The organism is Streptomyces spiroverticillatus (assembly GCA_014650415.1).
Taxonomy (GTDB): domain Bacteria; phylum Actinomycetota; class Actinomycetes; order Streptomycetales; family Streptomycetaceae; genus Streptomyces; species Streptomyces spiroverticillatus.
Window position 1 is genome coordinate 20,312 of the sequence record BMUX01000004.1, and the last position, 24,862, is coordinate 45,173.

Genomic DNA, 24,862 nt, shown 5'->3' on the forward strand with positions numbered 1-24,862 from the left:
GTGTGCTTCGTACGCGTCGGGGCGGCGGTGCGGGCGGTGCGCCGGTACGGTCACGGCTTGACCAGTCCTTCGTACGCGTCCGGGCGGCGGTCGCGGTAGAACGCCCACTGGTGGCGTACTTCCTCGATGAGGTCGAAGTCGAGGTCGCGGACGACCAGTTCCTCGCTCTTGTCGGACGCCGGGTCGCCGACGAACTGGCCGCGCGGGTCGACGAAATAGCTGGTCCCGTAGAAGTCGTTGTCGCCGTACTCCTCCTGGCCGACGCGGTTGATCGCGGCGACGAAGTACTCGTTGGCGACGGCGGCGGCGGGCTGCTCCAGCTGCCACAGGTGGGAGGAGAGGCCGCGGGAGGTGGCGGAGGGGTTGTAGACGAGCTGGGCGCCTTCGAGGCCCAACTGCCGCCAGCCTTCCGGGAAGTGGCGGTCGTAGCAGATGTAGACGCCGATACGGCCGACGGCGGTCTCGAAGACCGGCCAGCCCAGGTTGCCGGGCTTGAAGTAGTACTTCTCCCAGAAGCCCTTGACCTGGGGGATGTGGTGCTTGCGGTACTTGCCGAGGTAGCTGCCGTCGGCGTCGATGACGGCGGCGGTGTTGTAGTAGAAGCCGGAGGACTCGCGCTCGAAGACCGGGACCACGATCACCATGCCGGTCTCGCGGGCGAGGTCCTGCATACGGCGGGTGGTCGGGCCCTCGGGGACGGCCTCGGCCCAGCGGTAGTGCTCGGGCTCCTGGACCTGGCAGAAGTAGGGGGCGTTGAACACCTCCTGGAAGCCGATGACCTTCGCTCCCTGCCGGGCGGCCTCCCGGGCGTGCTCCTCATGCTTGGCGATCATGGATTCGGTGTCGCCCGTCCAGGTGGCCTGGACCAGAGCGGCGCGTACGACGTGGGCCATGACTCGACTCCGTTCAACCCGTGCGACCGGACGCCCCAGACATCCGACGGGACGTCAGAGACCCTCTACGCCCGTAGAGTTGGGACGTGGATGCTTGAACGTAAGCCGCTGCGCTGAGCGGGGCAAGACCATCGCCGTGAACCCGCGGAGTCGATCTTGTTTCGCACCCGCAGGGGTGAAGGTTCCCGTTCTACACCTTGACCACAGGGCGGGAGGCGTACGCGCCCGCCCGCCCCCTCACGGCGCGAGCTTGATACGGATGCCGACGTGCGGCCGCTTCCCCCGCCGCACCAGTCGCGCGGGCAGGTCCGTCATCAGGTACTGCCAGGTGTACTTGCGCGCGATCATCCCGCGCACCTTCCGCAGCCCCTCCTCGTCGAGCACAGTCGCATGTCCCTCGACCGTCGGAGCACTGGGCCTGAGCCTGCCGCGTACGTCGCAGGCGGTGACGGTGACCCGGCCGTCCCGCCGGATCCGCTTGACCTTCCAGGACTCCTCGTTGGTCCACACGTACAGCGCATCGGCGTCGCCCGCGACCCAGACGGGCGTGGCGACGGGCGTGCCGTCCTTGCGGAAGGTGGTGAGGCTGATGTACCGGGTACGGGCGAAGGCGCTCTGGAGATCCATGCCCCGACCCTACGCGCGCTACCGCACCGCCCGGCGCTCCCGTTACGCCGTGCTCACGACCGGCATCAGCTCGCACTGCACCAGCAGCCCGTCCAGGGACAGCCCCAGCGTGGCCGCGAGCGCGGCGACGGTGAAGAAGGCCGGGGTCGGGGCGCGCCCGGTCTCGATCTTCCGCAGGGTCTCGGCGGAGAGGCCGGCCGCGGTGGCGACGTCGACGATCGTCCGGCCGTTCTCGGTGCGGGCTTCGCGGAGCAGGCGGCCGAGGCGTTCGCCGCGCTCGTGCTCTTCGGGGGTGAGGGGGGTGCGAACCATGGCGTTATTCTAATACCTCCCAACCGTTATTAGAATACCTCTCCGACCGGTATAGTAATTGGCATGGTGGAGATCAAGACAGACGCGTCCATCGACGCGATGCGTGAAGCGGGCCGGGTAGTGGCCCGTGCCCTGACAGCGGTGGAGAAGACGGCGGCGGTCGGTGTGACCCTGCGGGAACTGGACGAGGTGGCCCGGGAGGTCCTGCGGGACGCGGGCGCCGGCTCGCCGTTCCTCGACTACCACCCGGACTGGGCGCCCGTCCCCTTCCCCGCCGTCATCTGCGCGTCCGTGAACGACGCGATCGTGCACGGCATCCCGACCGACTACCGGCTGCGCGACGGCGACCTGGTCAGCATCGACTGCGGGGCGAGCCTGGACGGCTGGGTGGGCGACTCGGCGGTCAGTTTCACGGTGGGCCGGGCGAGGGAGGCAGACCTGCGCCTGATCGAAACGGCGCGGGCGGCCCTGAAGGCGGGCATCGCGGCCGCCGTCGTCGGCAACCGCACGGGCGACATCGCCCACGCGATCGGCACGGTGTGCCGGGCGGCGGGCTACGGAATCCCGCAGGGCTTCGGCGGCCACGGCGTGGGCCGCACGATGCACGAGGGCCCGGAGGTCCCGAACGAGGGCCGCCCCGGGCGGGGCATGAAGCTCCGCCACGGCATGGCGATCGCGATCGAGCCGATGCTGATCGGTGGCGGCGGGGACGGCTACGGGGAGGCCCCCGACGGCTGGACCCTGCGCACGCTGGACGGGAGCAGGGCGGCCCACGTGGAACACACGGTGGCAGTACGGGACGGCTCCCCGGCCCGCATCCTCACGGCCCTGTAACCCGGGCGGGGGAAGAGGGGACGGGGCGGCCCCTCCTCCCGCGGAGGAGGGGCCGCCCCGGAAGCAGGGAGCTACGGCCGCCCCGACGGCCGTACGACCATCGCCGAGCCACCCCCTCGCCGCACCTTCTCCGCCGCCGCCAGCCACCGCCCGTCACTCAACCGCTGCACCCCCGTCGCCGCCCCGATCTCCGGGTTCAGCTTGAAGACGTGCCCGAGCCGCTCCAGCTCGCCCCGCACCGCGCTGTCCCACAGCCCCGGCTCCAGCTCGGTGGCCGCCGCGTTGCGCTGGCTGGCGCGGGGCGCGGCGATCGCGTCGACCAGCGGCAGCCCCCGGTCCACATGCCCGACCAGACTCTGGAGCACGGTCGTGATGATCGTCGCCCCGCCCGGCGACCCGAGCGCCAGCACGGGCCGGTCGTGCTTGTCGAGCACGATCGTCGGCGAGATCGACGACCTCGGCCGCTTCCCGGGACCGGGCAGGTTCGGGTCGTGCACGGCCGGGTTGGCCGGGGCGAAGGAGAAGTCCGTCAGCTCGTTGTTCAGCAGGAAGCCCCTCCCCGGCACGGTGATCCCGCTGCCACCGGTCGACTCGATGGTCAGCGTGTACGAGACGACGTTCCCCCACTTGTCCGCCGCCGTGAGGTGCGTCGTGTTCTCGCCCTCGTACGTCGTCGGCGCGACGGCCCCCGAACTCCCGCACGTGCGCGACGGGTTGCGCGGATCCCCCGGCGGCAGCGGACTGACCAGAACAGCGTCGTCCTTGATCAGGCACTCCCGCGAGTCCGCGAACTTCTGCGACAGCAGTTCCTTCGTCGGTACGTCCTCGAACGCCGGGTCCCCGAGCCACCGTCCCCGGTCCGCGAACGCGATCCGGCTGGCCTCGATGTACCGGTGCAGGTACTTCGCCTGCGAGGCCTTGCGCAGGTCGGTGCGCTCCAGGATGTTGAGCGCCTCGCCGACGCTCGTGCCGCCGGAGGACGACGGCCCCATCCCGTACACGTCGAGCCCCCGGTAGGAGACCTTCGTCGGGGCGCGCCGCTCGGTCTCGTACGCACGCAGGTCGCGTTCGCGCAGGTCCCCGGTGCGCACCTTGCGGGTCGCCTTGGGGTCGACGGGCGGCTTCTGCACCGTACGGACGATGTCGCGGGCGAGGTCGCCCCGGTAGAGGGCGCCGACGCCCTCCCTGCCCAGCTTCTCGTACGTGCGAGCCAGATCGGGGTTCGTGAACTTGGCTCCCACGACCGGCAGTTGACCGCCCGGCAGGAACAGCTTCGCCGAGTCCGGGAAGTCCCGGAAGCGCGCCTCGTTGCCCTGCGTCTGGGTACGGAAGGTCGCGTCGACGGTGAACCCGTCCCGGGCGAGCTTCTCGGCGGGCTTGAGCAGGGTCCGCAGTGACTTGGACCCCCAGGCGTCCAGCGCGGTCTCCCAGGTGGCCGGGGTGCCGGGGGTGCCGACGCTCCGCCCGCTGGTCATGGCCTCGTCGAGCGGGATCGGCTTGCCGTCCTCGACGAACAGGTTCTTGTCGGCGCTGCGCGGCGCGGTCTCGCGCCCGTCGATGGTGCGCACCTTGCGGGACTTGGCGTCGTAGTAGACGAAGTAGCCACCGCCGCCGATGCCCGCCGAATACGGTTCGGTGACGCCGAGCGCGGCGGCCGTCGCCACGGCCGCGTCCACCGCGTTGCCGCCGTTGCGCAGCACCTCGATGCCCGCCGCCGACGCGTCCGCGTCCACGCTCGCCACCGCTCCCCCGTACCCGACGGCGACCGGTACCTTCGCGGGCGGCGTCGCGGCCTGCGGCTGGCTCGCGGCCCCCGGCGGGGCCGCCCCTCCCACGGTCACGACGACCGCGGTCGCAGCCAGCAGGGTCAGCGCCCGAAAAGCGGGCCGGGTGGGCCGAGTGGGTCGACGCATGCGTACCTCCAGGCGTGAGACGTCCGCGCAGCGTAGCCCCAGCGCCATGCCCCCGCCAGGTGCCACGGGGCGCATCTCGCCCCTCGGGCGGGAACGTCATACGTACGCAACAAGCCCGCCCGGCACCGCCGCCGACACCACCCGCCCCACCCGCATCTCCGCCGACACCACCCGCCCCACCCGCACCGCAGTGCCGCTACCATGCCCGCCCATGAGCGACGACCTCCGCAACATCGTCCTGGGCGTGATAGCCGCCGGCCTCAGCGCGGCCATCGGCTGGTTCGCCCGTACGTACCTCTGGCGGCGCAGACTCCACCGCAAACAGCAGTTCTTCGGGCTGCCGCGGAACTCCGAGTCGCTGCTGATCGTCAACCGCGAGGCGGGCAACGACGGGGCGGTGCACCGCTTCGACGTGTTCGCGCTCCTCGAACTCTCCGCCCTGATCAAGGACTGCGGGGCGCACGCCCAGATCCTCTCCCACGACCTCGCCCAGCAGGGCTTCGGCGAGCGCACTGAATTCTGCGTCGGGGGGCCAGGGTCAAATCGGCGCATGACGGCACATCTTGCCAGCCTTCTGCCGGGAATCCGCATCAACGTGGACGTGGAACCCTCCCCCGACCGGGGCGCCTTCCAGATCGGTACGGACCGCTACCGCCTGGAGCACGGCATCGCGGAGTACGTCCTCCTCGCCCGCCTGACAGTCGGCGAGAACGCCCGCCCCGTCTTCCTCTTCTGCGGCCAGCGCGCCATCACCAACCAGGCCGCCACCCGCTATCTCGCCCGCAACCACGAGAAGTTGGCCCGCAAGCACGGCAACCGCTCCTTCTGCCTCCTCCTGAAGGTCGTCAACTCCCAGGCGTACGGCCCGGACGTGGTGGAACTGGTCGCCGACGTGACCCGCGCGGCCCAGACCCCGCTGCCGGTCCCGCCCCGCAACTCCCACCGCGCGATCTCCTAACCCACCTCCACCTCAAGGGACTTGATCCCGTTGATGAAGTGCGAGACGAGCCGTCGCGGGGGCCGGGTCAACCGGTACGGGGGCAGCACCCGCAACGCCTCTTCGTGCAGGACACGCAGTTGGAGGCGGGCGAAGTGGGCGCCGAGGCAGACGTGCGGGCCGTCGCCGAAGGAAACGTGCGGGTTGGGCGAGCGGGTGAGGTCGAGGCGGTGCGGGTCGGCGAAGACCCGCTCGTCATGGTTCGCGGACGCGTGGAAGACGACGACCTTGTCGCCTCTGCGGAGCTTCCTCCCGGCGAGTTCGGTGTCCTCGGCGACGGTCCGCCGGAAGCTGAGCACGGGCGGATGCCACCGCAGCAGCTCCTCCACCGCACCCGCCAACTCGACCTTTCTCATGGCCTCTTGGGCCACCGCGTCCTCGGCGAGCGCGAGGAAGCCGCCGGGCGCCGCGCTGCGTACGGTGTCGTTCCCCGCCACGGTCAGCAGGAAGAAGAACATCTCCAGCTCGGCTTCCCGCAGCCCCTCGGCCTGCGCCAGCGCCGTCATGAGGTCCTCCCCCGGATGCTCGCGCTTGTACGCCGCCAACTCCCGCGCGTACGCGAACATCTCCCCCAGCATCGCCGGTGAACGGGGATTCACCGGCCGCCCGTCGGGCCCGCGCACCAGCCGGTGGGCCTCTTCGGGGTCCTGGTAGGCGATGACGCGCTCGGTCCAGTCCAGGAGCAGCCCCCGGTCGGCCGCCGGGACGCCGAGCAGGTCGGTGAGGTTGAGCAGCGCGTACGTGTCGGTGACGGCGGAGACGAGGTCGAAGACGGGGCCTTCCCGTACCGCCGCCTCCAGAAGCGTCCGGGCCCGCTCCCGCACCCGGTCCTCGAACCGGTCGATGCGCCCCGGCGTGAAGGCCCGACTGACCACCCGCCTCAACACCCCGTGCTCCGGCGGATCCTGATTGAGCATCATGCGCCGTACGAAGGGCAGGTCGGCGGGATCGGGATCACGGATCTGAGTGGCCCCCAGCCGGGAGGAAAAGACCCGCGCGTCCTTCAGCACCCGTACGACGTCGGCGTGCCGGGCCACCGCCCAGAAGCCGGGCCCGGCGGGCCAGCCCAGCACCTCGTACTCCTCCTGCCAGGCGACCGGCTCGTGGTCCCGCAGCCACCGGAAGTCGTCGTGCGGGACACCCCGGGCGTACCGGCGCGGATCGTACACATCCGGAACGCCCCGCACCTCACTCACACCCCCACATCCCCGTCCGCCCGCAGGAAGTCCTCGACCGTACGCACCAGTTCCAGCGGTGTCTCGTCCATGGCGTAGTGCCCGGCGCCACCGATCTCCACGAGCTCGGCCCGCGCGTACCAGCGCATCCAGGTCTCCCGCATCAGCCCCGCACCGAGCGCCGGATCAAGAGCCCCCACGACGGCGAGCGCGGGCACGTCCGCCCCCACGACCTCGTCGTGAAAGTCCTCACCGGCCCAGGAGTCGAGCCAGGTCCGGAACGCCTTGGCGTCGCTGCGCCCCACCGACTGCCGCACCATCCGGTCCAGCCAGGCGGCGGGCCGGACGCCCCCGGTGGTGAGGTCGATGATCGCCCGCCGGTTCTCCGGCCGATCGGCGGCCCCCGCGAACAGTTCCCAGTGCTCCGGCGGCATCGGCAACCCGCTCGCGGGCACGGGCGACACCCCCACCATCCGCCGCACCCGCCCGGGCACGGCCGCCACGATCCGCTGCACCACACTCCCGCCCATCGAATGCCCGACGACCGAGAACCGCTCCCACCCCAGATGATCCGCAACGGCCAGCACGTCCGCCGCCCCTTTCCGGGTGGTGAAACTCCCCGCCACGTTCAACGCCTCCCCGTACCCCCGCAGATCGACGAAGGCATACCGGAAGCTCTCCAGATCCAGGTCGGGCATGACCGCCGCATAGGCGGCCCGATCGGCGAACCACCCGTGCACGGCGAGCACATGGTGAGGGCCTTCGCCGACGAGGGTGTGGGGCAGAATGTGAGGTGCCATCGGGACTCCGATCGGACGGCGCCGAGCACCCGACCCGGCGGATCTCCACGGTGCCGCCGTCCGCTCCCGGGGACAAGGGCGCCTCCCGGGCCCCTCAGCGCCGCCGATCCTCCACATGCAACGTCGCCGGCGCATGCTCCCGCACCAGTCCCAGCACCTCGTCCATCCCGAACTCGAAGACGTACGTCTCGAAGCACCACCCCTGCTTCACCCTCGGCGCACTCCCCGTCATCAGGGAGAAGCGGCGGTACGCCGCCCTCGGCCGGGAGATGTACGGCAGCGCGCCCGGCGTGGACTCGCGGGCCTCCACGATGAGGAACTGGCCGGCCCGCACCCCCGCCGCCCGCACCGCCAGGACGTCGTCCCACGGGACGGTCCGTTCGGCGAGGAGCGGGAGGCGGACCAGGATTCCGGCCGGGCCCGCCCCCAGGGTCAGCGGGCGGACCAGGTAGCCGCAGTACGTCACGGCGACGAACAGGAGCAGCAGGCCGAGGAAGGACATCAGGGCTGCGGAGAGCGCGGCGTTGTTGCCGCCCGCGACGACCGCGTAGACGGTGTATCCCCACATCACGGTGACGACTGCCGCCGCGATGGGCATCGCCTTGACCACCCCGCGCAGCGGCAGCTCGATTCTGGTGTCCTCCGCGCGCACCGCGTCCTGCGGTCCCTGCGGATCCTCTGCATGCGTCATGGTCAGAGCTTCGGCGCTGTGCGGCCCGAGCACCAGTACCCGACGGTAATCGGCCCCGTAATCGGTACCGACTCTCCACCGGGTGACAGTGGATTCAGCCTGCGGCCGCCTTCTGCGGCATGCGGGCGGCAAGCTTGCCCCGGTAGTGGTCGACGACGACCGCGACCATGATCACCACACCTGTGATCATCTGCCGCTGGAAGTCCGAAACGCCCATGAGGAGGAGGCCGTTGGTGAGGACACCCAGCAGGCAGGCGCCCAGCAGGGTGCCGATCATGGAGCCCTTGCCGCCGGAGAGCGAGGCCCCGCCGATGACGACGGCGGCGATCGCGGAGAGTTCGTAGCCGCTGCCGATGGTGGGGCTGGCGATGTTCAGGCGCGCCATGTACGTGACGGCGGCGATGCCGACCGCGAAGCCCGCGATCACGAACACGGCGACCTTGATGATGCTGGTGCGGTGCCCGGAGAGCCGTACCGCCTCCTCGTTCGCACCGATCGCGAAGACCAGCCGGCCGAAGACCGTACGGGTGAGGACCAGGTGGCCGATCACCGCCATGACCAGCGCGATCCAGAAGAGGGAGGGGATGCCGAGGAGGGTGGAGGTGCCGAAGTGGCTGAAGCCGGGCGGGAAGTCGTACAGGGTCTTGGCGTCGGTGTATTCGAGCGCCGCGCCGCGCGCCACGTTGAGCATGCCGAGCGTGACGATGAAGGAGGGGACGCGCCACCGCTCCGAGACGAACCCGTTGACGAAGCCGCAGGCCATGCCCACGGCCGCCGCGATCAGCACCGTCAGCAGTACGGCGACCGGCGTGGACAGACTGGTGGACGTCAGCACCTCGCCCGCGACGACGCCCGACAGTGCCATCACCGACCCCACCGACAGGTCGATCCCGCCGACCAGGATGACGAAGGTCATGCCGACCGCGAGCATCGTGTTGAGGGTGATCTCGGTGGCGATGTTCGTGAGGTTGTCGGAGGTCGCGAACTTGGGCGCGGCGAGCGTGAAGATCAGCACGAGCGCGAGCAGGGCGATGCCGATGCCCGCCTCGCCCATCACCTGCCGGGAGAGCTGGCGTGCGGTGCGCCGCTCGCCGGCGGGCGCCGGGGCGGCTTCCTTGGTGGGGGCCGGTGTGGTCATGAGGAGGTCTCACCGTTCTTGGTGGGTACGTCGGTGGGTGTGTCCGGGACCGGGTCCAGGGCCGGGACCGGGGCAGGGTCCGGGTCAGGGGTCGGGTCCGCGACCGGGTCCGGGCCAGGGGTCGGTTCCGCGGCCGGGCCAGGGACCGGGTCCGCGACCGGCGTCTGCGTGACGTACCCCGAGTACGCCAGCGCCAGGATGCGCGAGTTGTCGAAGTCCTCCCGCGCCACCTCCCCGGCGATCCGGCCGCGCGAGAAGACGAGGATGCGGTCGCAGATGCCCATGAGTTCGGGCAGGTCGGAGGAGACGACGAGGAGGGCCTTGCCGGCGGAGGCGAGGTCGGTCAGCTGCTGGTGGATCTCGTAGCGGGCGCCGACGTCGATGCCCCGGGTGGGTTCGTCGACGACGAGGACGTCGGTCCCGGCGAGCAGCCAGCGGCCGAGAACGACCTTCTGCTGGTTGCCGCCGGACAGGGTCCTCACCGCCGTACGGATGCCGGGGGTCCGGATGCCGAGGCGCTCCACCGCCCGGTGCGCGTACGCGTCCTCCTCACCCCTCTTCAGCAGTCCCCCGCGCGAGACCTTCCCGGTGGCGGCCAGCGTCACGTTCGCGGCGACCGGCATGTCGAGGACCAGCCCCTGCCCCTTGCGGTCCTCGGTGAGGAGGCTGATGCCGTGCCGGACGGCGTCCCGGGGCGTGCGGATGCGGACCCGGCGGCCCTTCACGTACACGTGTCCGCCGTCGTGGTGGTCGGCCCCGAAGAGGGCACGTACGGTCTCGGTGCGGCCGGAGCCGACCAGCCCGGCGACGCCGACGACCTCGCCCGCGTGCAGGGCGAAGCTGACGGGGCTGCCGCCGCGCGGGTGCAGGTCCTCGGCGCGCAGCAGCTCGTCGCCGGGCGGCCGGGACACGTAGGGCGGGTACTCCTGCGCGAGGTCGCGGCCGACCATCAGCCGGATGACCTCGGCGGTGTCGGTGTCGGCGAGGTTCTTGGTGACGACGTGGCGGCCGTTGCGGAAGACCGTCATGCGGTCGCCGATCTCGAAGACCTCCTCCAGGTGGTGGGAGATGTAGAGGACGGCGGTGCCGCGTGCGGTGACCCGGCGGATCACCTCGAAGAGGCGCTCGGTCTCGCGGGAGGTGAGGGTGGCGGTGGGTTCGTCCATGACGAGGACCCGGCAGTCCTGCCACAACGTCCTTGCGATTTCCAGGAGTTGCATCTGCGCGATGCCGAGCCGCTCGACCTTGGTGTGCGGCCGGACGTCGAGACCGACCTCGTCGAGGAGGTCCTGTGCGCGCCGGTTGAGGGTGCGCCGGTCGACGAGCCCGTACCTGCGGGGCAGCCGCTGGAAGAAGAGGTTCTCCGCGACCGTGAGGTTCGGGAGCAGGTTCAGCTCCTGGTGGACGACCTGGACCCCCGCCTTCATCGCCGCCGCCGCGTCCTTGGGCGCGTACGGCTCGCCGCCCAGGCGCATGGTGCCGGTGTCGGGCGGCTGGATGCCCGCCAGGATGCGGACGAGGGTGGACTTGCCCGCCCCGTTCTCGCCGAGCAGGGCGTGCACCTCCCCCGCCCGCAGGTCCACCCGTACGCCGTCGAGGGCCTTGACCCCGGGGAACGTCTTGCCGATGCCGGCGGCCTCCAGGACCGCCGGCACCGCTTCATCGTGCCCGCTCATCCCGCGTCCGCTCCGGTCACGACCTTGACGTCCGTCTTCACCCAGGCCTCGGCCTTGCCGCCGTCGATGGTCTTCAGCGCCACGTCGATGCCGTCGGCGGCCTGCTTGGCCGCGAACTGGTCCACGGTGGCGACGACTTGACCATCCTTCAGGTAGGGCTTGATGGCGTCGATGTTGTCGAAGGAGGCCACGACGACCTTGCCCTTCTTCTTCGCCGCTCCGATCGCCTTGACCGCACCCAGCGACATCGAGTCGTTGGAGGACATGACGCCCTGGATGTCGGGGTGCGCGGTGAGCAGGTTGGTCAGGACGGTGTACGCCTCGTCGGTCTCCCAGTGCGCGGTCTTGGAATCCACGACGGTGAGCCCGCCGTCCTTGGCGGCCTCCTCAAAACCGGCCTTGCGCTGCTGGGCGTTGGCGGCACCCGGGTTGCCCTCCAGGATGACGACCTTGCCTCCCTTGCCGAGCTTCTTGGCCAGCACCTCGCCGGAGAGCCGGGAGCCCTCGGCGTTGTCGGGGCCGACGAAGGGCACGTCCAGCCCGGCGGCCTTCAGCGCGCCGTCGTCCAGCTTGACGTCGATGTTGACGAGCTTGATGCCCGCCTTCGCGGCCCTGCCGAGCGTCGAGACGAGGGCACGCGAGTCGGCGGGGGCGAGCACGATGGCGTCGGCCTGGTCGGTGATGCAGCGGTTGATGGCGGCGACCTGACCGTCGATGTCCGTCTCGTTCTGGATGCCGCTGGCCTTCAGCTCCAGGGTTCCGAGCTTCTGGGCGTGCTCCTCGGCGCCCTTCTGCATGGTCTGGAAGAACTCGTTGCCGAGCGACTTCATGATCAGGCAGACCGTCGGCTTGCCGTCCTTCTTCTTCTCCTTGCCGCCGCCGGCCGAGGGCGAGCCGCCCTCCTGCCCGCACCCGGTGAGGGCGACGGCCAGGAACAGGGATGCGGATGCGGAGACGGCGAGCGAGATCTTGCGGTTCATCGTTGAACTGCCTTCCGAGAGTGCCGGGTTGAGGGACGTTCCTTGTCCGGTGGTACGAGGGCGGACGGGCCCCGGGAGGTCTGGGTGGGCGCCACACGGTCCTGACAGTTCGTCAGAACGGGACGCCCGCGCGGAGGACGACATTCGCGTACGGGGTGGTCTCGCCGGTGCGGACCACCGCGCGGGCACGCCGGGTGAGCTTCTTGAGCCGGGCGTGCGGCACGCGGTCGAGGGTGACGTCGGCGAACTGCTGGTCGAAGACGACCAGGAGGTCCGGGTCGGCTGCTTCGCGGGCCACGGTGGCGTGTTCCAGGACGAGTTCGTCCAGGACCGCTTCGAGTACGGGCAGGAACGTGGGTTCGCCGCGCCGCCACACCAGGTCGACGACCTCCACCCCGGTCGGCACCGGCAGCCCGGGGTCGGCGACGACGAGCAGGTCGCCGTGGCCGAGGGAGGTGATGATCTCCAGGAGGCGGGGGTGCCAGAGGCCGTCAGTACGCATGGTGCACCTCGTTCGCGGAACGCTTCGGGAGGGGTACGCCGTCGAGCAGCGCCTCGACCTCGTCGGTGGACGGCAGTGAACTCTGGGCGCCCGGCCGGGTGGTGGCCAGCGCCCCCGCCGCGCACGCCCGGCGCAGGGCCTCCCCCAGCGGCGTACCGGAGCCGAGGGAGAGCGCGAGCTGCGCGCAGAAGGCGTCGCCCGCGCCGACGGTGTCGACGGCTTCCACGCTGAACCCGCCCTCGCGGCACACCCCGTGCGGGTCGGCGGCGACCGCGCCGTCCGCACCCAGGGTGACGACGACGGTGGTCGGCCCGAGCGCACGCAGGGCCTCGGCGTGCTCGGCCCAGTCGTCGTACGTACGCGGCAGCAGCCCTGCGGCCTCGGTCTCGTTGACCACCAACACGTCCACGGCACGCAGGAGTTCGGCGAGCTCCGCCCTCCCCGATGCGGGCAGCGGCGCGGCATTCAGTACGGTCAGCGCGCCCGCCGTACGGGCCTCGCGGGCGGCGGCGAGGACGGTGGGCAGGGGCACTTCGAGCTGGAGGAGGAGGGTGTCGGCGCTCTGGGCGAGGGTGCCGCCGGTGAGGGTGCCGAGGGCGGGAACGTCGAGGTGGTGATTGGCGCCGGGCGAGAGGGTGATGGTGTTCTCCCCGTCCTGCTGGACGACGATGAGCGCCAACCCGCTGGAAACGCCCGGCAGTTGACGTACCGCCTGGTCGTCGACGCCCTCCAGCGCGAGGCGTTCGCGCAGTTCGCTGCCGAGGGCGTCGTCGCCGAGCAGGCCGACCATGCGCACCTGGGCGCCGAGCCGGGCGGCGGCGACGGCCTGGTTGGCGCCCTTGCCGCCCGCGCCGCGCACCACGTCGGCGCCGGAGACGGTCTCGCCGGGGCGGGGCAGCCTCGGCACGGTGACCGACAGGTCCATGTTCAGACTGCCGACCACGACCAGTCGTTCAGTGCTCACTCGTGCTCACCGTTCTCTCCACGAAGTTCAAGGTGTTCGCCGCCCGCCGGGTCGGGGCACCCGCAGGAGCCCCTGGCCAGCAGGGTCACCGGGAGGACGTCCCGGGTGGGGGGCAGGTCGGGTTCACGCATCCGGTCGAGCAGGCGGCGTACCGCCGTGCGGCCGAGGTCGTCGTAGGGCTGGCGCATGGTGGACAGCGCCGGGCAGGTGTACGCACCGGCCGCGATGCCGTCGAAGGAGACGAGGGCGAGGTCGTCGGGGACCCGGATGCCCAGCTCGGTGGCGGCGCGCAGGACTCCGGCGGCCTGTTCGTCGGAGGTGACGAACAGGGCGTCCACCGAGCGGTCCCGCGACAGCAGCGCGAGCCCCGACCGGTAGCCGTCCAGCCGCCCGAAGGAGCCGTGCAGCAGCGGTGCGGCGTCCGGGCAGGCCTCCCAGCCGGTGCGCCCGCCCGACCCCGAGCCGGCCCGCAGGCCCGCCCGCTCCAGGGCGGTGCGCCAGCCGACGACGCGGTCCACCGTGGGGTGGATGCCGAGCGGTCCGGCGATGCAGCCGACGCGGCGGCGGCCGTGCGCGAGCAGGTGCTCGGTGGCGGTCTGCGCACCCCGGGCGTTGTCCACGAGGACGTACGACGTGGCGACCCCGTCCAGCTCGCGGTCGAAGACCAGGCTGGGCACTCCCGACCTGGCCAGCTCCGCCCGCCACGCCTTCTCCCCCTGGGAGGGGATCAGGACGAGCCCGTCGACCTGGCGGTCCACGAACGTACGGATGTATCCGGCCTCGCGGGCGGGGTCGTCGACGCTGTTGCCGACGAGGAGGGTGTATCCGGCGGCCCAGGCGTGGTCCTCCAGGGAGCGGGCCAGTTCGGCGAAGAAGGGGTTCGCGGCGTCGGGCACCACGAGCCCCAGCGTCATCGTGTGGCTCATCCGCAACGACCGCGCGACCGCGTTGGGCCGGTAGCCGAGTTCCTTGACCGCCGCGAGGACCCGCTCGCGGGTGGCGGGGGCGACGGAGCGCGGACCGTTGTTGAGCACGTAGCTCACGACCGAGGGCGACGTGCCCGCGAGCAGCGCCACGTCCTGTCGTGTTGCCATGCCGACCCCCGGTCTTCCCACGTCACCCGTCGGGCGGGCCGGGAAGTCCGGCCGCCGCAACACGAATTGGCAACTCGTGTTGCGGCGGATTATGAGAAGCAACCCGCGCAACCGCAAGGGGTGCGCGGTCACGTCTTATTCAGTGCGCAGCAGCCCGATGTACAGGTCCCAGAACCGCTCGGCGTTCACGTCGAGCACGATGCCCGCCTTGCGGGTCCCCTTCGGGTTGTTCGGCGCGTCGAACTCGTCGAGCTTGTAGCCGAGCGAACGCCCGTAGTTCTCACCGAAGTTGGCGTCCACGTCGACGTACCGGACGTCGGTCTTCTTCGCGACGGCCGGGTCGAGGAAGACGGCCGCGGTGATGGCGTCCCACAGCAGGTGGGTGGTGTTCGGGTCCTTCGCGAACTCGGGGCCCTGGAGGTCCTTGAAGATCTTCTTGATCGGGGTCTGCTTCCCCGCCACGATCCGGTCGTACTGCTTCTTGCCGTACACGACGTGCTGCGCGGCGTCGTCGGGCACGATCGTCTGCTTGCGGAAGGGGGTGCGGACCGCGATGCGCGCCGACTCGGGGTCGAACCACCAGTTGAACTCGGCGGCGGGGGTGATGTTCCCGGGCTTGTCGAAGGCGCCGCCCATGTAGATGACCTCCTTGATCAGCGGCACGATCTCGGGGTGGGTGCGCACGGCGAGCGCGAGGTTGGTGGCGGGCCCGTCGGCGAAGACGGTGACCTGGTTCGGGTACCGCTTGACCTGCTCGACGATGAAGTCCGCCGCCGCCGTGTCCTTCTTGGGCTTCGTCTTCGGGTAGCCGCCGTACGGGGGCTTCGCGAGCTTGTCGTACGCCGACGGGCGCTTGGAGTCGAAGGCTCCGGCCCACGGCGCCTTCCCGTACAGCGCGTTCTCGGCGGTGAGCCGCTCCTGACGGCCGGGCATCAGGGGTTCGCCCGCGCCCACGACGACGGGGATGTCGGTGCGGCCGATGAGCTCCAGCTGGCGCAGGGAGTAGGCGGTGCCCTCCTCGACCCAGGTGTTGCCGCTGACGACGGTGACGCCGAGGAAGTCGACGTCCTTGGCCTTGGCGAGCATGAACATGGTGACGGCGTCGTCGTTCAGCTCCCCCATGTCGACGTCCAGGATGACCTTGCGACCCTTGCCGGCCACCGGGGCGGCCGGCGCCTTCGCGGGCACCGGGGCGGCTTGCGCCTTCGCGGGCGCCGGGGCGGCCGGCGCCGAGGCGGCGACCAGCGGGACGAGCAGGGCGGCGGCGAGCAGCGGGCCGAACGTTCTCTTGCGCACGGGTGTCCTCCGATGGGGACGCAGGGGGACGGCACAGCACCGCACCCCGGGAAACGGACCGCGCGATTATCAGAAGCAACCCCCACAACGGCAAGAGACGTGCGGGCCACGGATCGTTCGCACCCGCAAGGGGTCGATGGGCCCGGCGTCCAGGGACTTTCGTCCCTGACCGCTGCGGGACTTGTCACAAAGCCGCTCCCCCGTTTGGCGCAACCGGGACCTTCCGGATTACCTCCTTACGAGAGGACGAACAAGGACAAGCAACCGCACCCGCACGACCACGCACCGCCACGGAGGTTTTCCAGTTGACCCGCACACGCCGCCCGCACGCCCGGCACCGTACCGTCACGCTCACCGGTACGGCCGTGCTCGCCGCAGCCGCGCTGACCGCCTGCAACGGCGGCAGCGGCACCGGTGAGGGCTCCGGCGCCGCCAAGGAGACGCCGCAGACCAAGGTGTCGGTGAGCGCCACGGGCAAGCAGGCCAAGGCGGGCGAGCCGGTCAAGGTGACCCTCACCGAGGGCGACAAGCTGGACTCGGTCACGGTGAAGGACACCAAGGGCGGCACGCTGACCGGCCAGATATCCGCCGACGGCAAGTCCTGGACCTCCGCCCGGACCACCTCGCCGGGCACCAGCTACACGGTCGAGGCGAAGGCGGCGGGCGCCACCGCGGCCAAGGCGGACTTCACCACCGCGGTGGCCGACAAGGTCAACAAGCTCTCCATGGCCCCCGGCAAGGACACCACGATCGGCATCGCGCACCCGGTCTCGATCGTGTTCGACAACCCGGTGAAGAACAAGGCCGACGTCGAGAAGCACCTCAAGGTCACCACCTCGAACAACACCGAGGGTTCCTGGGGCTGGATGACCGACTACTCCGGCAAGGACCGCGTCGACTGGCGTCCCAAGGACTACTGGAAGCCCGGCACCAAGGTCACCCTGAACGCCGACCTGAACGGCGTGAACTCCGGCAAGGGCGGCGGCTGGTTCGTCCGCGACTACACGACGACGTTCACGATCGGGAAGAACCAGATCGTCAAGGTCGACCTCGACAACCACCGCCTGAAGCTGATCCGCGACGGCGAGACCGTCAAGGACGTCCCGATGTCGGCGGGCACCCCGGGCGGCGACAAGGCGTCCTGGCGCGGCAAGACGGTGCTGATGTCGAAGGAGGGCACCATCAACATGCGCTCCGAGACGGTGGGACTGGGCGACGCCTACGACAAGATGGTCGACTACTCGATGCGGCTGACCTGGTCGGGCATGTACGCGCACGCCGCCCCGTGGAACAACGCCTACTTCGGCTCCGCCAACAAGAGTTCCGGCTGCGTCGGCATGAGCGACGCCAACGCCAAGTTCATCTACGACGCCGTGCAGGTCGGCGACCCCTTCGAGGTCACCGGCGACGACGCCAAGGGCACCCAGGCCCTCAACAACGGTTACGGCAACTGGAATGTGTCCTGGGCGGACTGGAAGGCCAAGAGCGCCCTCAAGGGCTGACCCCGACGAGCGCAACCTGTCCGGCACGCAGCTGACCTTCTCGTTCCGCCGCTTCCGCGGCGGAACAAGTGATCCCCGGCTGCAGCCGGACAGGCTTGCTCTCTCATCGAGCTACTGCCTGCCGCCCGGCAGCAGCGTCCCCGCCTCGGCCGGACCGATGTCCACGGCCTCCGTCTTGGGATTGCGTCGCTGACGCCTGGCCACCCAGTTGGCGAACCAGGAGAGCAGCATGCACATCCCGATGTAGATCGGTGAGATCACCAGAACTACGGGGATGAAAGGCAAATCGTAGTCGAGATTGGACGCGATGAGCTTTCCGGCATGGAGAAACTCCTCATAAGTGATCAGATATCCGAGGGAGGTGTCCTTGAGTGCGACCACCAACTGGCTGATGATGGTCGGCAGCATCGCCCGGACCGCCTGCGGCACCAGAACATGCGTCATGACCTGCGTCTTGCGCATGCCGAGCGCGTAGGCCGCCTCCCGCTGGCCGCGGTCCACGGAGTTGACCCCGGTACGGAAGACCTCCGCGAGCACCGAGCCGTTGTAGAGCGTGAGTCCGGCCACCAGAGCGGGCAGCGGCTGGACCTTCAGCGCGACGAAGATGAAGAAGATCATCACCAGTACGGGCATGGCGCGGAAGAACTCCACGCACAGACCGGCGATCCAACGCAGCGGGCGGTGCTCGGACAGACGCCCCACCGCGAGCAGCGCGCCCAGTGCGAGCGAGAGCACCGCGGCGTACGCGAACGCCTTGAGCGTGTTCGCGAGTCCGCGGAGCAACAGCTCCTGGATGCCCTTGTACTGGAAGGGGGTCCATTTGGCCGCCGTGAACTGGTCGGTGTGGAACAGGAGATACACGACCCAGCCGACGAGCCCCAGCAGCAGGACCGTCGAGGCGATCCCGTACATGAGGTGCCGTCGCTGGGTCTTGGGACCCGGGATGTCGTAGAGGGCGGTGGACTCCGTGAACAGGGCGCGGCTCATCGGGCGACTCCCCAACGCTTCTCCAGCGCGTGGAAGAGCGCGCTGATGGTGAGGGTGATGATCAGGTATCCGAGGGCGATCCAGACGAAGGACCAGATGACGCTGTAGCCCAGCTCGTTGAGGGTCTTGTACGTGCCGAGCAGCTCGGTGACGGAGAACGCGCCGGCGATCGCGGAGTTCTTGGCGAGCGCGATGAGCGTGGACCCGACGGGCGGGATCACGGACCGGAAGGCCTGCGGAAGCACCACCGTCGTCAGCGTCTGCCCGAAGGTCATCCCGAGGCTGCGCGCCGCCTCGCCCTGCCCGAGCGGCACGGTGTTGATGCCCGAGCGCAGCGCCTCGCAGATGAACGCCGAGGTGTAGCAGCCGAGCGCGAGGACCGCGAACAGCTGGAAGGGCAGGACCAGTCCGAAGCGGGGCAGACCCAGCAGCACCGCGAAGAACAGCAGCGTGAGCGGGGTGTTGCGCAGCACCGTCACCCAGGCCGTGCCGAGCGCCCGGAAGGACCCGACCGGGGAGACCCGGCAGGAGGCCATGAGGAAGCCGAGCACGAGGGCCAGCAGGGATGCGTAGACGGTCAGTTCGACCGTCCCGAGGAACCCCTTGCCGTACAGGGCGAAATTGTCGGTGAGTACGTTCATGACGGGTGCCTCCCTCAGCTCGCCGGGTAGCGGTCGATGGGCGGCGCGGGGGTGGCCTTGCGGCCGGAGAGCCCGAGCGTGACGTCGTACGCCTTCTGCCAGTCGCCGTTCTTCTCGCGTGCCGCGAGCGCGTCGTCGATGGCGAACCGGAGCGCGTTGTCGGGGCGCGGGACGCCGATGCCGTACGGCTCCTTCGAAAAGGGCGTGCCGACGACCTTCATCTCGTCGGGGACCTTGGCCGCGTACCCCATCAGGATCGTGTCGTCGGTGGTGACGGCGTCGACCTGGTAGGTGAGCAGGTTGTCCACGCAGACCGAGTAGGTGTCGTACGCGACGAGGTCCGCCTCCGGGTGGTCGGACTCGATGCGCTGGTACGGGGTGGAACCCGCGGCGGAGCAGACGCGCTTGCCCGCGAGGTCCTTCGGCCCCTTGATGTCGTTCTCGTCGGTGCGCACCAGCAGGGACTGGCCGGCCAGGTAGTAGGGCCCGGCGAAGCCGACGAGCTTCTTGCGCTTGTCGTTGATGGTGTAGGTGCCGACGTAGTAGTCGATCTGCCCGTTCTGGAGGGCGGTTTCGCGGTTCGCGGAGGCGATCGTACGGAACTGGACGGAGGCCGGGTCGAAGCCGAGGGACGCCGAGATCATCTTGGCGATCTCGATGTCGAAGCCGGAGTAGCGGCCGCTGGCCGGGTCCTTCTCGCCCATGTACGGCTGGTCCTCCTTGGCGCCGACGATCAGGTGGCCGCGCCGTTTGGCCTTCTCCCAGGTGGCCGACTCGGGCAGCGAGAAGCCCGGGGCGACCTGGTAGTGCGGGAGTTGGTCGGGGCGCGGGCCCTTGACCGGCGGGCTGCCCTCCTTGCCGCAGGCGACGGCGAGCAGCGCGAGGGCGGCGGTGACGAGAGCTCTTTTGGTACTGGTACGCAACATGACTCCGCCCCCTCAGTGCTTGAGGATCTTGGAGAGGAAGTCCTTGGCGCGGTCGCTCTCCGGGGCGGTGAAGAAGTCCTCCGGGGTGCGGTCCTCGATGATGCAGCCGTCCGCCATGAACACCACGCGGTTGGCGGCGGACCTGGCGAAGCCCATCTCGTGGGTGACCACGACCATGGTCATGCCGTCGGCGGCGAGCTGCTGCATGACCTCCAGGACCTCGTTGATCATCTCCGGGTCGAGGGCCGAGGTCGGCTCGTCGAACAGGAGCGCCTTGGGGTCCATGGCGAGGGCGCGGGCGATGGCCACGCGCTGCTGCTGGCCGCCGGACATCTGCGCGGGGAACTTGTCGGCGTGCGCGGCGAGTCCGACGCGCTCCAGGAGTTCCCGGGAGCGCTTGTCGGCCTCTTCCTTCTTCCGGCCGCGCACCTTGACCTGGGCGAGCGAGACGTTCGCCAGCACGGTCTTGTGCGCGAAGAGGTTGAAGGACTGGAACACCATCCCGACCTCGGCGCGCAGTTCCGCGAGCGCCTTGCCCTCCTCGGGGAGGGGTTTGCCGTCGATGAGGATGTCGCCGGACTCGATCGTCTCCAGCCGGTTCATCGTCCGGCAGAGCGTTGACTTGCCCGAGCCGGACGGGCCGATGACCACCACCACCTCCCCGCGGTCGACAGTGAGGTCGATGTCTTGAAGGACGTGCAACTTTCCGTAGAACTTGTTGACGCCACGCAGCTCGATCAACGGATCGACGGCCATACGCTGCCCTACCCACTCTCAGCTGTGTCGAGGTCAGCGCAAACTATCCAGCCCGGAAAGGGACTTCACGCCCGACACGCACAAGCGGGACGAACCGCCAATAGCCGTATTTACGCGGTTGACGCGGGTGTTGACGCACACGCTGGTGCCCTCGCGCCCCGGGAGGCCACGGGCGTCACACGCGTCACAACTCGGAGGCCTCCGCGTACACCTGCGACAGCTCGGGGGCGCCGGTGGCGGCCCAGTCGTGGCCCGCCTCGACGACGTCGAGGTCGCGGCCGGAGGCCAGCATCACGACGGGAGTGCCGTTGGACCACAGGTGCCAGTGCGCGCCGGCCACGGTGCGGACGATGACGGTGCCGAGGTAGAGACCGGCGTCGTTGCCCAGCCAGGGCAGCTCCTCCATGCCCTCCACGTCGTCCGGGTTGTCGCGCCAGCGCGGCGGAAGCTGGTCGAGGGCCTCCAACGAGGCGGGGCTGTCGTCCAGTTCGAGACCGTAACTCTTGACGCGGGCACGCAGCAGTTCGCACTCGGAGAGCAGCTCGGCGATGCCCTCTTGGTCGGCACCTTCGGCCGTGTACACGGCGAATCCGCGCGCCATACCGTGGCGCTTGCGCCAGGTGTCCAGGAAATTCATACCGCTCAGGTTCGCACCCACATGGCTCTGCACACCACAGGCGCGCGGGTGTTGACGCGCTCCCGGGACCCTCCCGGAGCCCCCGTGCGGGGCCCCGGGAGGGTCCTGCGGCGTCAGAGGTTGAGGTCGACGACCACGGGGGCGTGGTCGGACGCGCCCTTGCCCTTGCGCTCGTCACGGTCGACGTAGGAGTCGGTGACGGCCTCGGTGAACGGCTTGTTGCCGTAGACGAGGTCGATGCGCATGCCCTTGTTCTTGGGGAAACCGAGCTCGCGGTAGTCCCAGAAGGTGAAGGGGTGGTCGTACTTGAGCGGACGCGGCATCACGTCGGACAGGCCTTCGTCCCGCAGGGCGGCCAGGGCGGCGCGCTCGGCGGGCGTGACGTGCGTGGCGCCCTCGAAGAGGGCCGGGTCCCAGACGTCCGCGTCGGTGGGGGCGACGTTGAAATCACCCAGAACGGCGAACGGCCGTGACCCCGCCGCGTCTTCCGCGACGGCGGCCTTCAGCGCCTCGAACCAGGCCAGTTTGTACGTGTAGTGGTCGTGCTCGACCTCGCGGCCGTTGGGCACGTACACCGACCACAGGCGCAGCGGGCCGCAGGTCGCGGAGACGGCGCGGGGCTCCTGCACTCCCCCGTACTCGGGTCCGCCGGGCAGGCCGGAGACCACGTCCTCCAGGCCGACGCGGGAGACCAGCGCCACGCCGTTCCACCGGCCGTCGGCGACGACCGCGGACTCGTAGCCGAGCTCGCGCAGTTGGGCGGCGGGGAACTGCTCGGCGGTCGACTTGGTCTCCTGGATGCACAGCACGTCCGTGCCGGTGTTCTCCAGCCAGGCCAGCAGCCGCGGCAGTCGGGCGGTGATCGAGTTGACGTTCCAAGTGGCGATGCGCATGTCTCTCAACCTACTCGTCGGGTCTGACAGTCGGGGTGCGTGTCGGTGTCCGAGCAGGTCAGAGCCGCGCGGAGGCGCCCGGCGCGAGATGGTGGTGGTCGGTGCCGCCGAGGTTGCCGATGTGCTGGCCGTACAGCGGCAGGGCGAGGTCGGTGAGGAGCGCGTCGTGGATGTCGTACGCGTGCCTCGGCTTGACCTCGCGGACGTAGTCGATGACCTCGGAGACCTTGTTCCAGGGGGCCATCACCGGCACGAGGAGGGTCTCGACGGCCTGGTCGGGGACGGTGAGCGCGTCTCCCGGGTGGAAGACGGACCCGTCGACGAGGAAGCCGACGTTGGTGACGCGCGGGAGGTCCGGGTGGATGACGGCGTGCAGTTCGCCGTGCACCTGGACGTCGAAGCCGGCGGCGCTGAAGGTGTCGCCGTGCCCGACGGTGTGCACCCGGCCGGGGAAGGCGGCGGAGATCTTCTCGGCGACGCTGCGCAGCGTCCAGATCTCGGCGGCGGGGTCGGCCTCCAGGGCGGCCCGCAGGTGCGGCTCGCTGAAGTGGTCGGCGTGCTCGTGCGTGACGAGGATCGCGTCCGCGCCGAGTGCGGCGTCGGCCTCGCTGAAGGCGCCGGGGTCCAGCACCAGGGTGCGGCCGTCCTTCTCCAGGCGGACGCAGGCGTGGGACTTCTTCGTCAGTTCGATGCTGCTGCGGTGGGTGTCACTCATGGCTTCCATCCTGCTACGGCTGCGGCGTGGTCTCCTGCCGGACCACTTCCCGGGCGGTTTCGAAGGCGGCCTGCGCTGCGGGGACCCCGCAGTAGACGGCGGTCTGGAGCAGCACCTCGCGGATCTCGGCGGGGGTGAGCCCGTTGCGCAGGGCGGCCCGGACGTGGGTGGCGAGGGAGGCGTGGTGGCCGCCCGCGACGAGCGCGGTGAGGGCCACGACGCTGCGGGTGCGCCGGTCGAGGCCGTCGCGGGTCCAGACCTCGCCCCAGGCGTACCGGGTCAGCAGGTCCTGGAAGTCGCCGGTCAGCTCGTCGGCCCCGGCCAGCACCCCGTCGACGTACGCCTCACCGAGCACCTCGCGGCGCACCTTCAGGCCTTCGTCGTACGGGTCGGGCCGCCCGGCGGGCACCGGCTCGGGCTCGCTCGCGGGGGCGGCGGGCGGGGCCTCGGGGGCCTCCTCCGGCGCGGGCGCCGGTGCCGGAGGGACGGGGGCGAGCAGGGTGGTGCTGCCGTCCTCCCAGTCCGAGGAGAAGTGCCGTACGAGCAGATCGGTCACGGCGGCGGGCTGCTCGACGGGCGTCAGGTGCGAGGCCCCCGGCACCAGCGCGAGCCGGGCGTCGGGGATGCCCGCGACCAGGGTGCGGGCGTCGCCGGGCCCGGTGACCTGGTCCTGCTCGCCGACCACGACGAGGGTGGGCACGGCGATCCGGCCCAGTTCGGACCGTACGTCGAAGGCGGCCAGCGCCTCGCAGGCGGCGATGTAGCAGCCGGGGTCGGTGGTGCGCACCATCTGCACGGCCCACTCCACTATGGCGGGCTGGGCGGCGGCGAAGGACGGGGTGAACCAGCGGCCGGGCGCGGCGGCGGCCATCGGCTCCATCCCGTTGGTCCGCACGATGACGCCGCGCTGGCGGAACTCGTCCGCCGTGCCGAACCGGGGCGAGGCCGAGACCAGCGCCAGGGAGGCCACCCGGTGCGGGTGCCGCAGCGCCAGCTCGGCGCCGACCGCACCGCCGATCGAGCAGCCCGCGTACCCGAAGCGCTGGACGCCCAGCTCGTCCAGGACGGCGAGCAGCCGGGCGGTCAGCTCCGCCACCGACGCCACGGGCTCGGCGGGGGCGCCGCCGTGCCCGGGCAGGTCGTAGCGGAAGACACGCCAGGTGCGGGTCAGCTCGGGTATCTGCCGGTCCCACATGTGCCACGTCGTGCCGAGGGAGGGGCCCAGGACGAGGACCGGAGCGTGTTCTGGCCCGTCAAAGCGGTATTGCAGGGTTTCTGCCGTCGTCTGAGTCACCGGTCCAGGCTGCCATCTCGCCCGGACGCCCCCCTCAAGCGGGGTCGTCGGAGGCCGGCCGTGGGCCTCCTGAGATCGTCCTGGTCGCCCGAACGGCCGGAACAGGGCTATTTTGAGGTCCAGGTGTTTCGGGCACGGGGCCCGATGTGTATTTGGGGGTTGGCATGGTTGCCGGTCGTGTGGTGCGGTTCGACGGAACGCGGGGTTATGGGTTCATTGCTCCCGCCCATGGTGGGGAGGATGTCTTCCTGCATGTGAACGACCTCTTGTTCCCCGAGGCCTCGGTTCGCTCGGGGCTGGATGTGGAGTTCGAGATCGAGGACGGTGACCGGGGGCTGAAGGCCTCGTCCGTCCGGATGGCCACGGGGCCCGACGGGAGTCCGCTGTCGTCCTCGGCGGGCCATCGGTCCGGTGTTCCGGCCTCCGTGCCCCGGCACCTGGACGGCGACGACCCGCTGTGCGACGTGCTGACCACGGAGGAGTACACCCAGGAGGTCACCGAGGTCCTGCTGGAGGCGGCGCCTTCGCTGACCGGTGAGCAGATCCTCCAGGTCCGGCGCGCGCTGACGCAGCTCAGCAAGAACCACGGCTGGACCGAGGGCTGATCGACCGGACACGT

General features: G+C 70.4%; 26 protein-coding genes. 4 read left to right on the plus strand and 22 right to left on the minus strand.

Annotated elements, in window-relative coordinates:
* Nucleotides 1-50: 50 nt before the first annotated feature.
* The 3 genes from IE269_RS11650 to IE269_RS11660 form a co-directional block, all read right to left on the minus strand.
* Nucleotides 51-893, minus strand: coding sequence for a nitrilase-related carbon-nitrogen hydrolase (locus IE269_RS11650; RefSeq protein ID WP_189822797.1), 843 nt, complete (start codon nt 891-893; stop codon nt 51-53).
* A 237-nt stretch (nt 894-1,130) separates the two neighbouring features.
* Nucleotides 1,131-1,520, minus strand: coding sequence for a PPOX class F420-dependent oxidoreductase (locus IE269_RS11655; protein WP_189822798.1), 390 nt, complete (start codon nt 1,518-1,520; stop codon nt 1,131-1,133).
* A 42-nt stretch (nt 1,521-1,562) separates the two neighbouring features.
* Nucleotides 1,563-1,832, minus strand: a complete 270-nt coding sequence (locus tag IE269_RS11660; RefSeq protein ID WP_189822799.1) for a helix-turn-helix domain-containing protein — start codon at nt 1,830-1,832, stop codon at nt 1,563-1,565.
* A gap of 63 nt (nt 1,833-1,895) precedes the next feature.
* Here IE269_RS11660 and map point away from each other — a divergent pair, with 63 nt between their 5' ends.
* Entirely contained in the window at nt 1,896-2,666 is a 771-nt protein-coding gene (gene map / locus IE269_RS11665; protein WP_189822800.1) for a type I methionyl aminopeptidase, read from the plus strand.
* A gap of 71 nt (nt 2,667-2,737) precedes the next feature.
* On the opposite strand, the gene ggt is transcribed toward map, so the two are convergent.
* Nucleotides 2,738-4,579, minus strand: a complete 1,842-nt coding sequence (gene ggt, locus IE269_RS11670) for a gamma-glutamyltransferase (protein WP_189822801.1) — start codon at nt 4,577-4,579, stop codon at nt 2,738-2,740.
* Between the two features lie 211 nt (nt 4,580-4,790).
* On the opposite strand from ggt, the gene IE269_RS11675 reads away from it, so the two are divergent.
* Complete coding sequence (locus tag IE269_RS11675; RefSeq protein WP_189822802.1) at nt 4,791-5,537, plus strand: hypothetical protein; 747 nt, start codon at nt 4,791-4,793, stop codon at nt 5,535-5,537.
* On the opposite strand, the gene IE269_RS11680 is transcribed toward IE269_RS11675, so the two are convergent.
* The 10 genes from IE269_RS11680 to IE269_RS11725 form a co-directional block, all read right to left on the minus strand.
* Nucleotides 5,534-6,772: a cytochrome P450 gene (locus tag IE269_RS11680; RefSeq protein ID WP_189822803.1), complete on the minus strand. Its 1,239-nt coding sequence runs from the start codon at nt 6,770-6,772 to the stop codon at nt 5,534-5,536. The two genes, IE269_RS11675 and IE269_RS11680, sit on opposite strands and share 4 nt — an antisense overlap.
* On the minus strand, nt 6,769-7,551 hold the full coding sequence (locus IE269_RS11685; RefSeq protein ID WP_189822804.1) for an alpha/beta fold hydrolase: 783 nt from the start codon (nt 7,549-7,551) through the stop codon (nt 6,769-6,771). Before IE269_RS11685 ends, IE269_RS11680 begins: the two co-directional genes overlap by 4 nt.
* 94 nt (nt 7,552-7,645) lie before the next feature.
* On the minus strand, nt 7,646-8,242 hold the full coding sequence (locus tag IE269_RS11690) for a PH domain-containing protein (protein ID WP_189822805.1): 597 nt from the start codon (nt 8,240-8,242) through the stop codon (nt 7,646-7,648).
* 94 nt (nt 8,243-8,336) lie between these two features.
* A complete protein-coding gene (locus IE269_RS11695; RefSeq protein WP_189822806.1) occupies nt 8,337-9,380 on the minus strand; it encodes an ABC transporter permease in 1,044 nt (347 codons plus the stop codon).
* Complete coding sequence (locus IE269_RS11700; RefSeq protein WP_229897582.1) at nt 9,377-11,056, minus strand: sugar ABC transporter ATP-binding protein; 1,680 nt, start codon at nt 11,054-11,056, stop codon at nt 9,377-9,379. Before IE269_RS11700 ends, IE269_RS11695 begins: the two co-directional genes overlap by 4 nt.
* Entirely contained in the window at nt 11,053-12,036 is a 984-nt protein-coding gene (locus tag IE269_RS11705) for a sugar ABC transporter substrate-binding protein (protein WP_189822807.1), read from the minus strand. The genes IE269_RS11700 and IE269_RS11705 overlap by 4 nt, the downstream gene beginning before the upstream one ends.
* 112 nt (nt 12,037-12,148) lie before the next feature.
* Nucleotides 12,149-12,538, minus strand: coding sequence for a D-ribose pyranase (rbsD, locus tag IE269_RS11710; RefSeq protein WP_189822808.1), 390 nt, complete (start codon nt 12,536-12,538; stop codon nt 12,149-12,151).
* Nucleotides 12,528-13,502, minus strand: a complete 975-nt coding sequence (locus IE269_RS11715) for a ribokinase (RefSeq protein ID WP_189822809.1) — start codon at nt 13,500-13,502, stop codon at nt 12,528-12,530. Before IE269_RS11715 ends, rbsD begins: the two co-directional genes overlap by 11 nt.
* A complete protein-coding gene (locus tag IE269_RS11720; protein ID WP_189822810.1) occupies nt 13,499-14,596 on the minus strand; it encodes a LacI family DNA-binding transcriptional regulator in 1,098 nt (365 codons plus the stop codon). The genes IE269_RS11715 and IE269_RS11720 overlap by 4 nt, the downstream gene beginning before the upstream one ends.
* A gap of 135 nt (nt 14,597-14,731) precedes the next feature.
* Nucleotides 14,732-15,892, minus strand: coding sequence for a nucleoside hydrolase (locus IE269_RS11725; protein ID WP_189822811.1), 1,161 nt, complete (start codon nt 15,890-15,892; stop codon nt 14,732-14,734).
* Nucleotides 15,893-16,197: 305 nt separating this feature from the next.
* On the opposite strand from IE269_RS11725, the gene IE269_RS11730 reads away from it, so the two are divergent.
* Nucleotides 16,198-17,394: a L,D-transpeptidase gene (locus IE269_RS11730; RefSeq protein WP_189822812.1), complete on the plus strand. Its 1,197-nt coding sequence runs from the start codon at nt 16,198-16,200 to the stop codon at nt 17,392-17,394.
* 111 nt (nt 17,395-17,505) lie between these two features.
* On the opposite strand, the gene IE269_RS11735 is transcribed toward IE269_RS11730, so the two are convergent.
* The 8 genes from IE269_RS11735 to pcaDC all read right to left on the minus strand — a co-directional run bounded on the left by IE269_RS11735 (nt 17,506) and on the right by pcaDC (nt 24,243).
* Nucleotides 17,506-18,381, minus strand: a complete 876-nt coding sequence (locus tag IE269_RS11735) for an amino acid ABC transporter permease (protein ID WP_189822813.1) — start codon at nt 18,379-18,381, stop codon at nt 17,506-17,508.
* Nucleotides 18,378-19,022 carry an amino acid ABC transporter permease gene (locus IE269_RS11740; protein WP_189822814.1) on the minus strand — a complete coding sequence of 215 codons (645 nt, stop codon included), beginning with the start codon at nt 19,020-19,022 and terminating at the stop codon, nt 18,378-18,380. Before IE269_RS11740 ends, IE269_RS11735 begins: the two co-directional genes overlap by 4 nt.
* 14 nt (nt 19,023-19,036) lie before the next feature.
* Complete coding sequence (locus IE269_RS11745) at nt 19,037-19,948, minus strand: glutamate ABC transporter substrate-binding protein (RefSeq protein ID WP_189822815.1); 912 nt, start codon at nt 19,946-19,948, stop codon at nt 19,037-19,039.
* Nucleotides 19,949-19,960: 12 nt separating this feature from the next.
* On the minus strand, nt 19,961-20,704 hold the full coding sequence (locus tag IE269_RS11750; RefSeq protein WP_189822816.1) for an amino acid ABC transporter ATP-binding protein: 744 nt from the start codon (nt 20,702-20,704) through the stop codon (nt 19,961-19,963).
* A gap of 184 nt (nt 20,705-20,888) precedes the next feature.
* Entirely contained in the window at nt 20,889-21,341 is a 453-nt protein-coding gene (locus tag IE269_RS11755; RefSeq protein ID WP_189822817.1) for a DUF6278 family protein, read from the minus strand.
* 113 nt (nt 21,342-21,454) lie between these two features.
* Nucleotides 21,455-22,234, minus strand: a complete 780-nt coding sequence (locus tag IE269_RS11760; protein ID WP_189822818.1) for an exodeoxyribonuclease III — start codon at nt 22,232-22,234, stop codon at nt 21,455-21,457.
* 58 nt (nt 22,235-22,292) lie between these two features.
* A complete protein-coding gene (locus tag IE269_RS11765) occupies nt 22,293-22,925 on the minus strand; it encodes an MBL fold metallo-hydrolase (RefSeq protein ID WP_189823290.1) in 633 nt (210 codons plus the stop codon).
* A 37-nt stretch (nt 22,926-22,962) separates the two neighbouring features.
* Entirely contained in the window at nt 22,963-24,243 is a 1,281-nt protein-coding gene (pcaDC, locus tag IE269_RS11770) for a bifunctional 3-oxoadipate enol-lactonase/4-carboxymuconolactone decarboxylase PcaDC (protein WP_189822819.1), read from the minus strand.
* Nucleotides 24,244-24,407: 164 nt separating this feature from the next.
* Here pcaDC and IE269_RS11775 point away from each other — a divergent pair, with 164 nt between their 5' ends.
* A complete protein-coding gene (locus tag IE269_RS11775; RefSeq protein WP_189822820.1) occupies nt 24,408-24,848 on the plus strand; it encodes a cold-shock protein in 441 nt (146 codons plus the stop codon).
* Nucleotides 24,849-24,862: the final 14 nt, after the last annotated feature.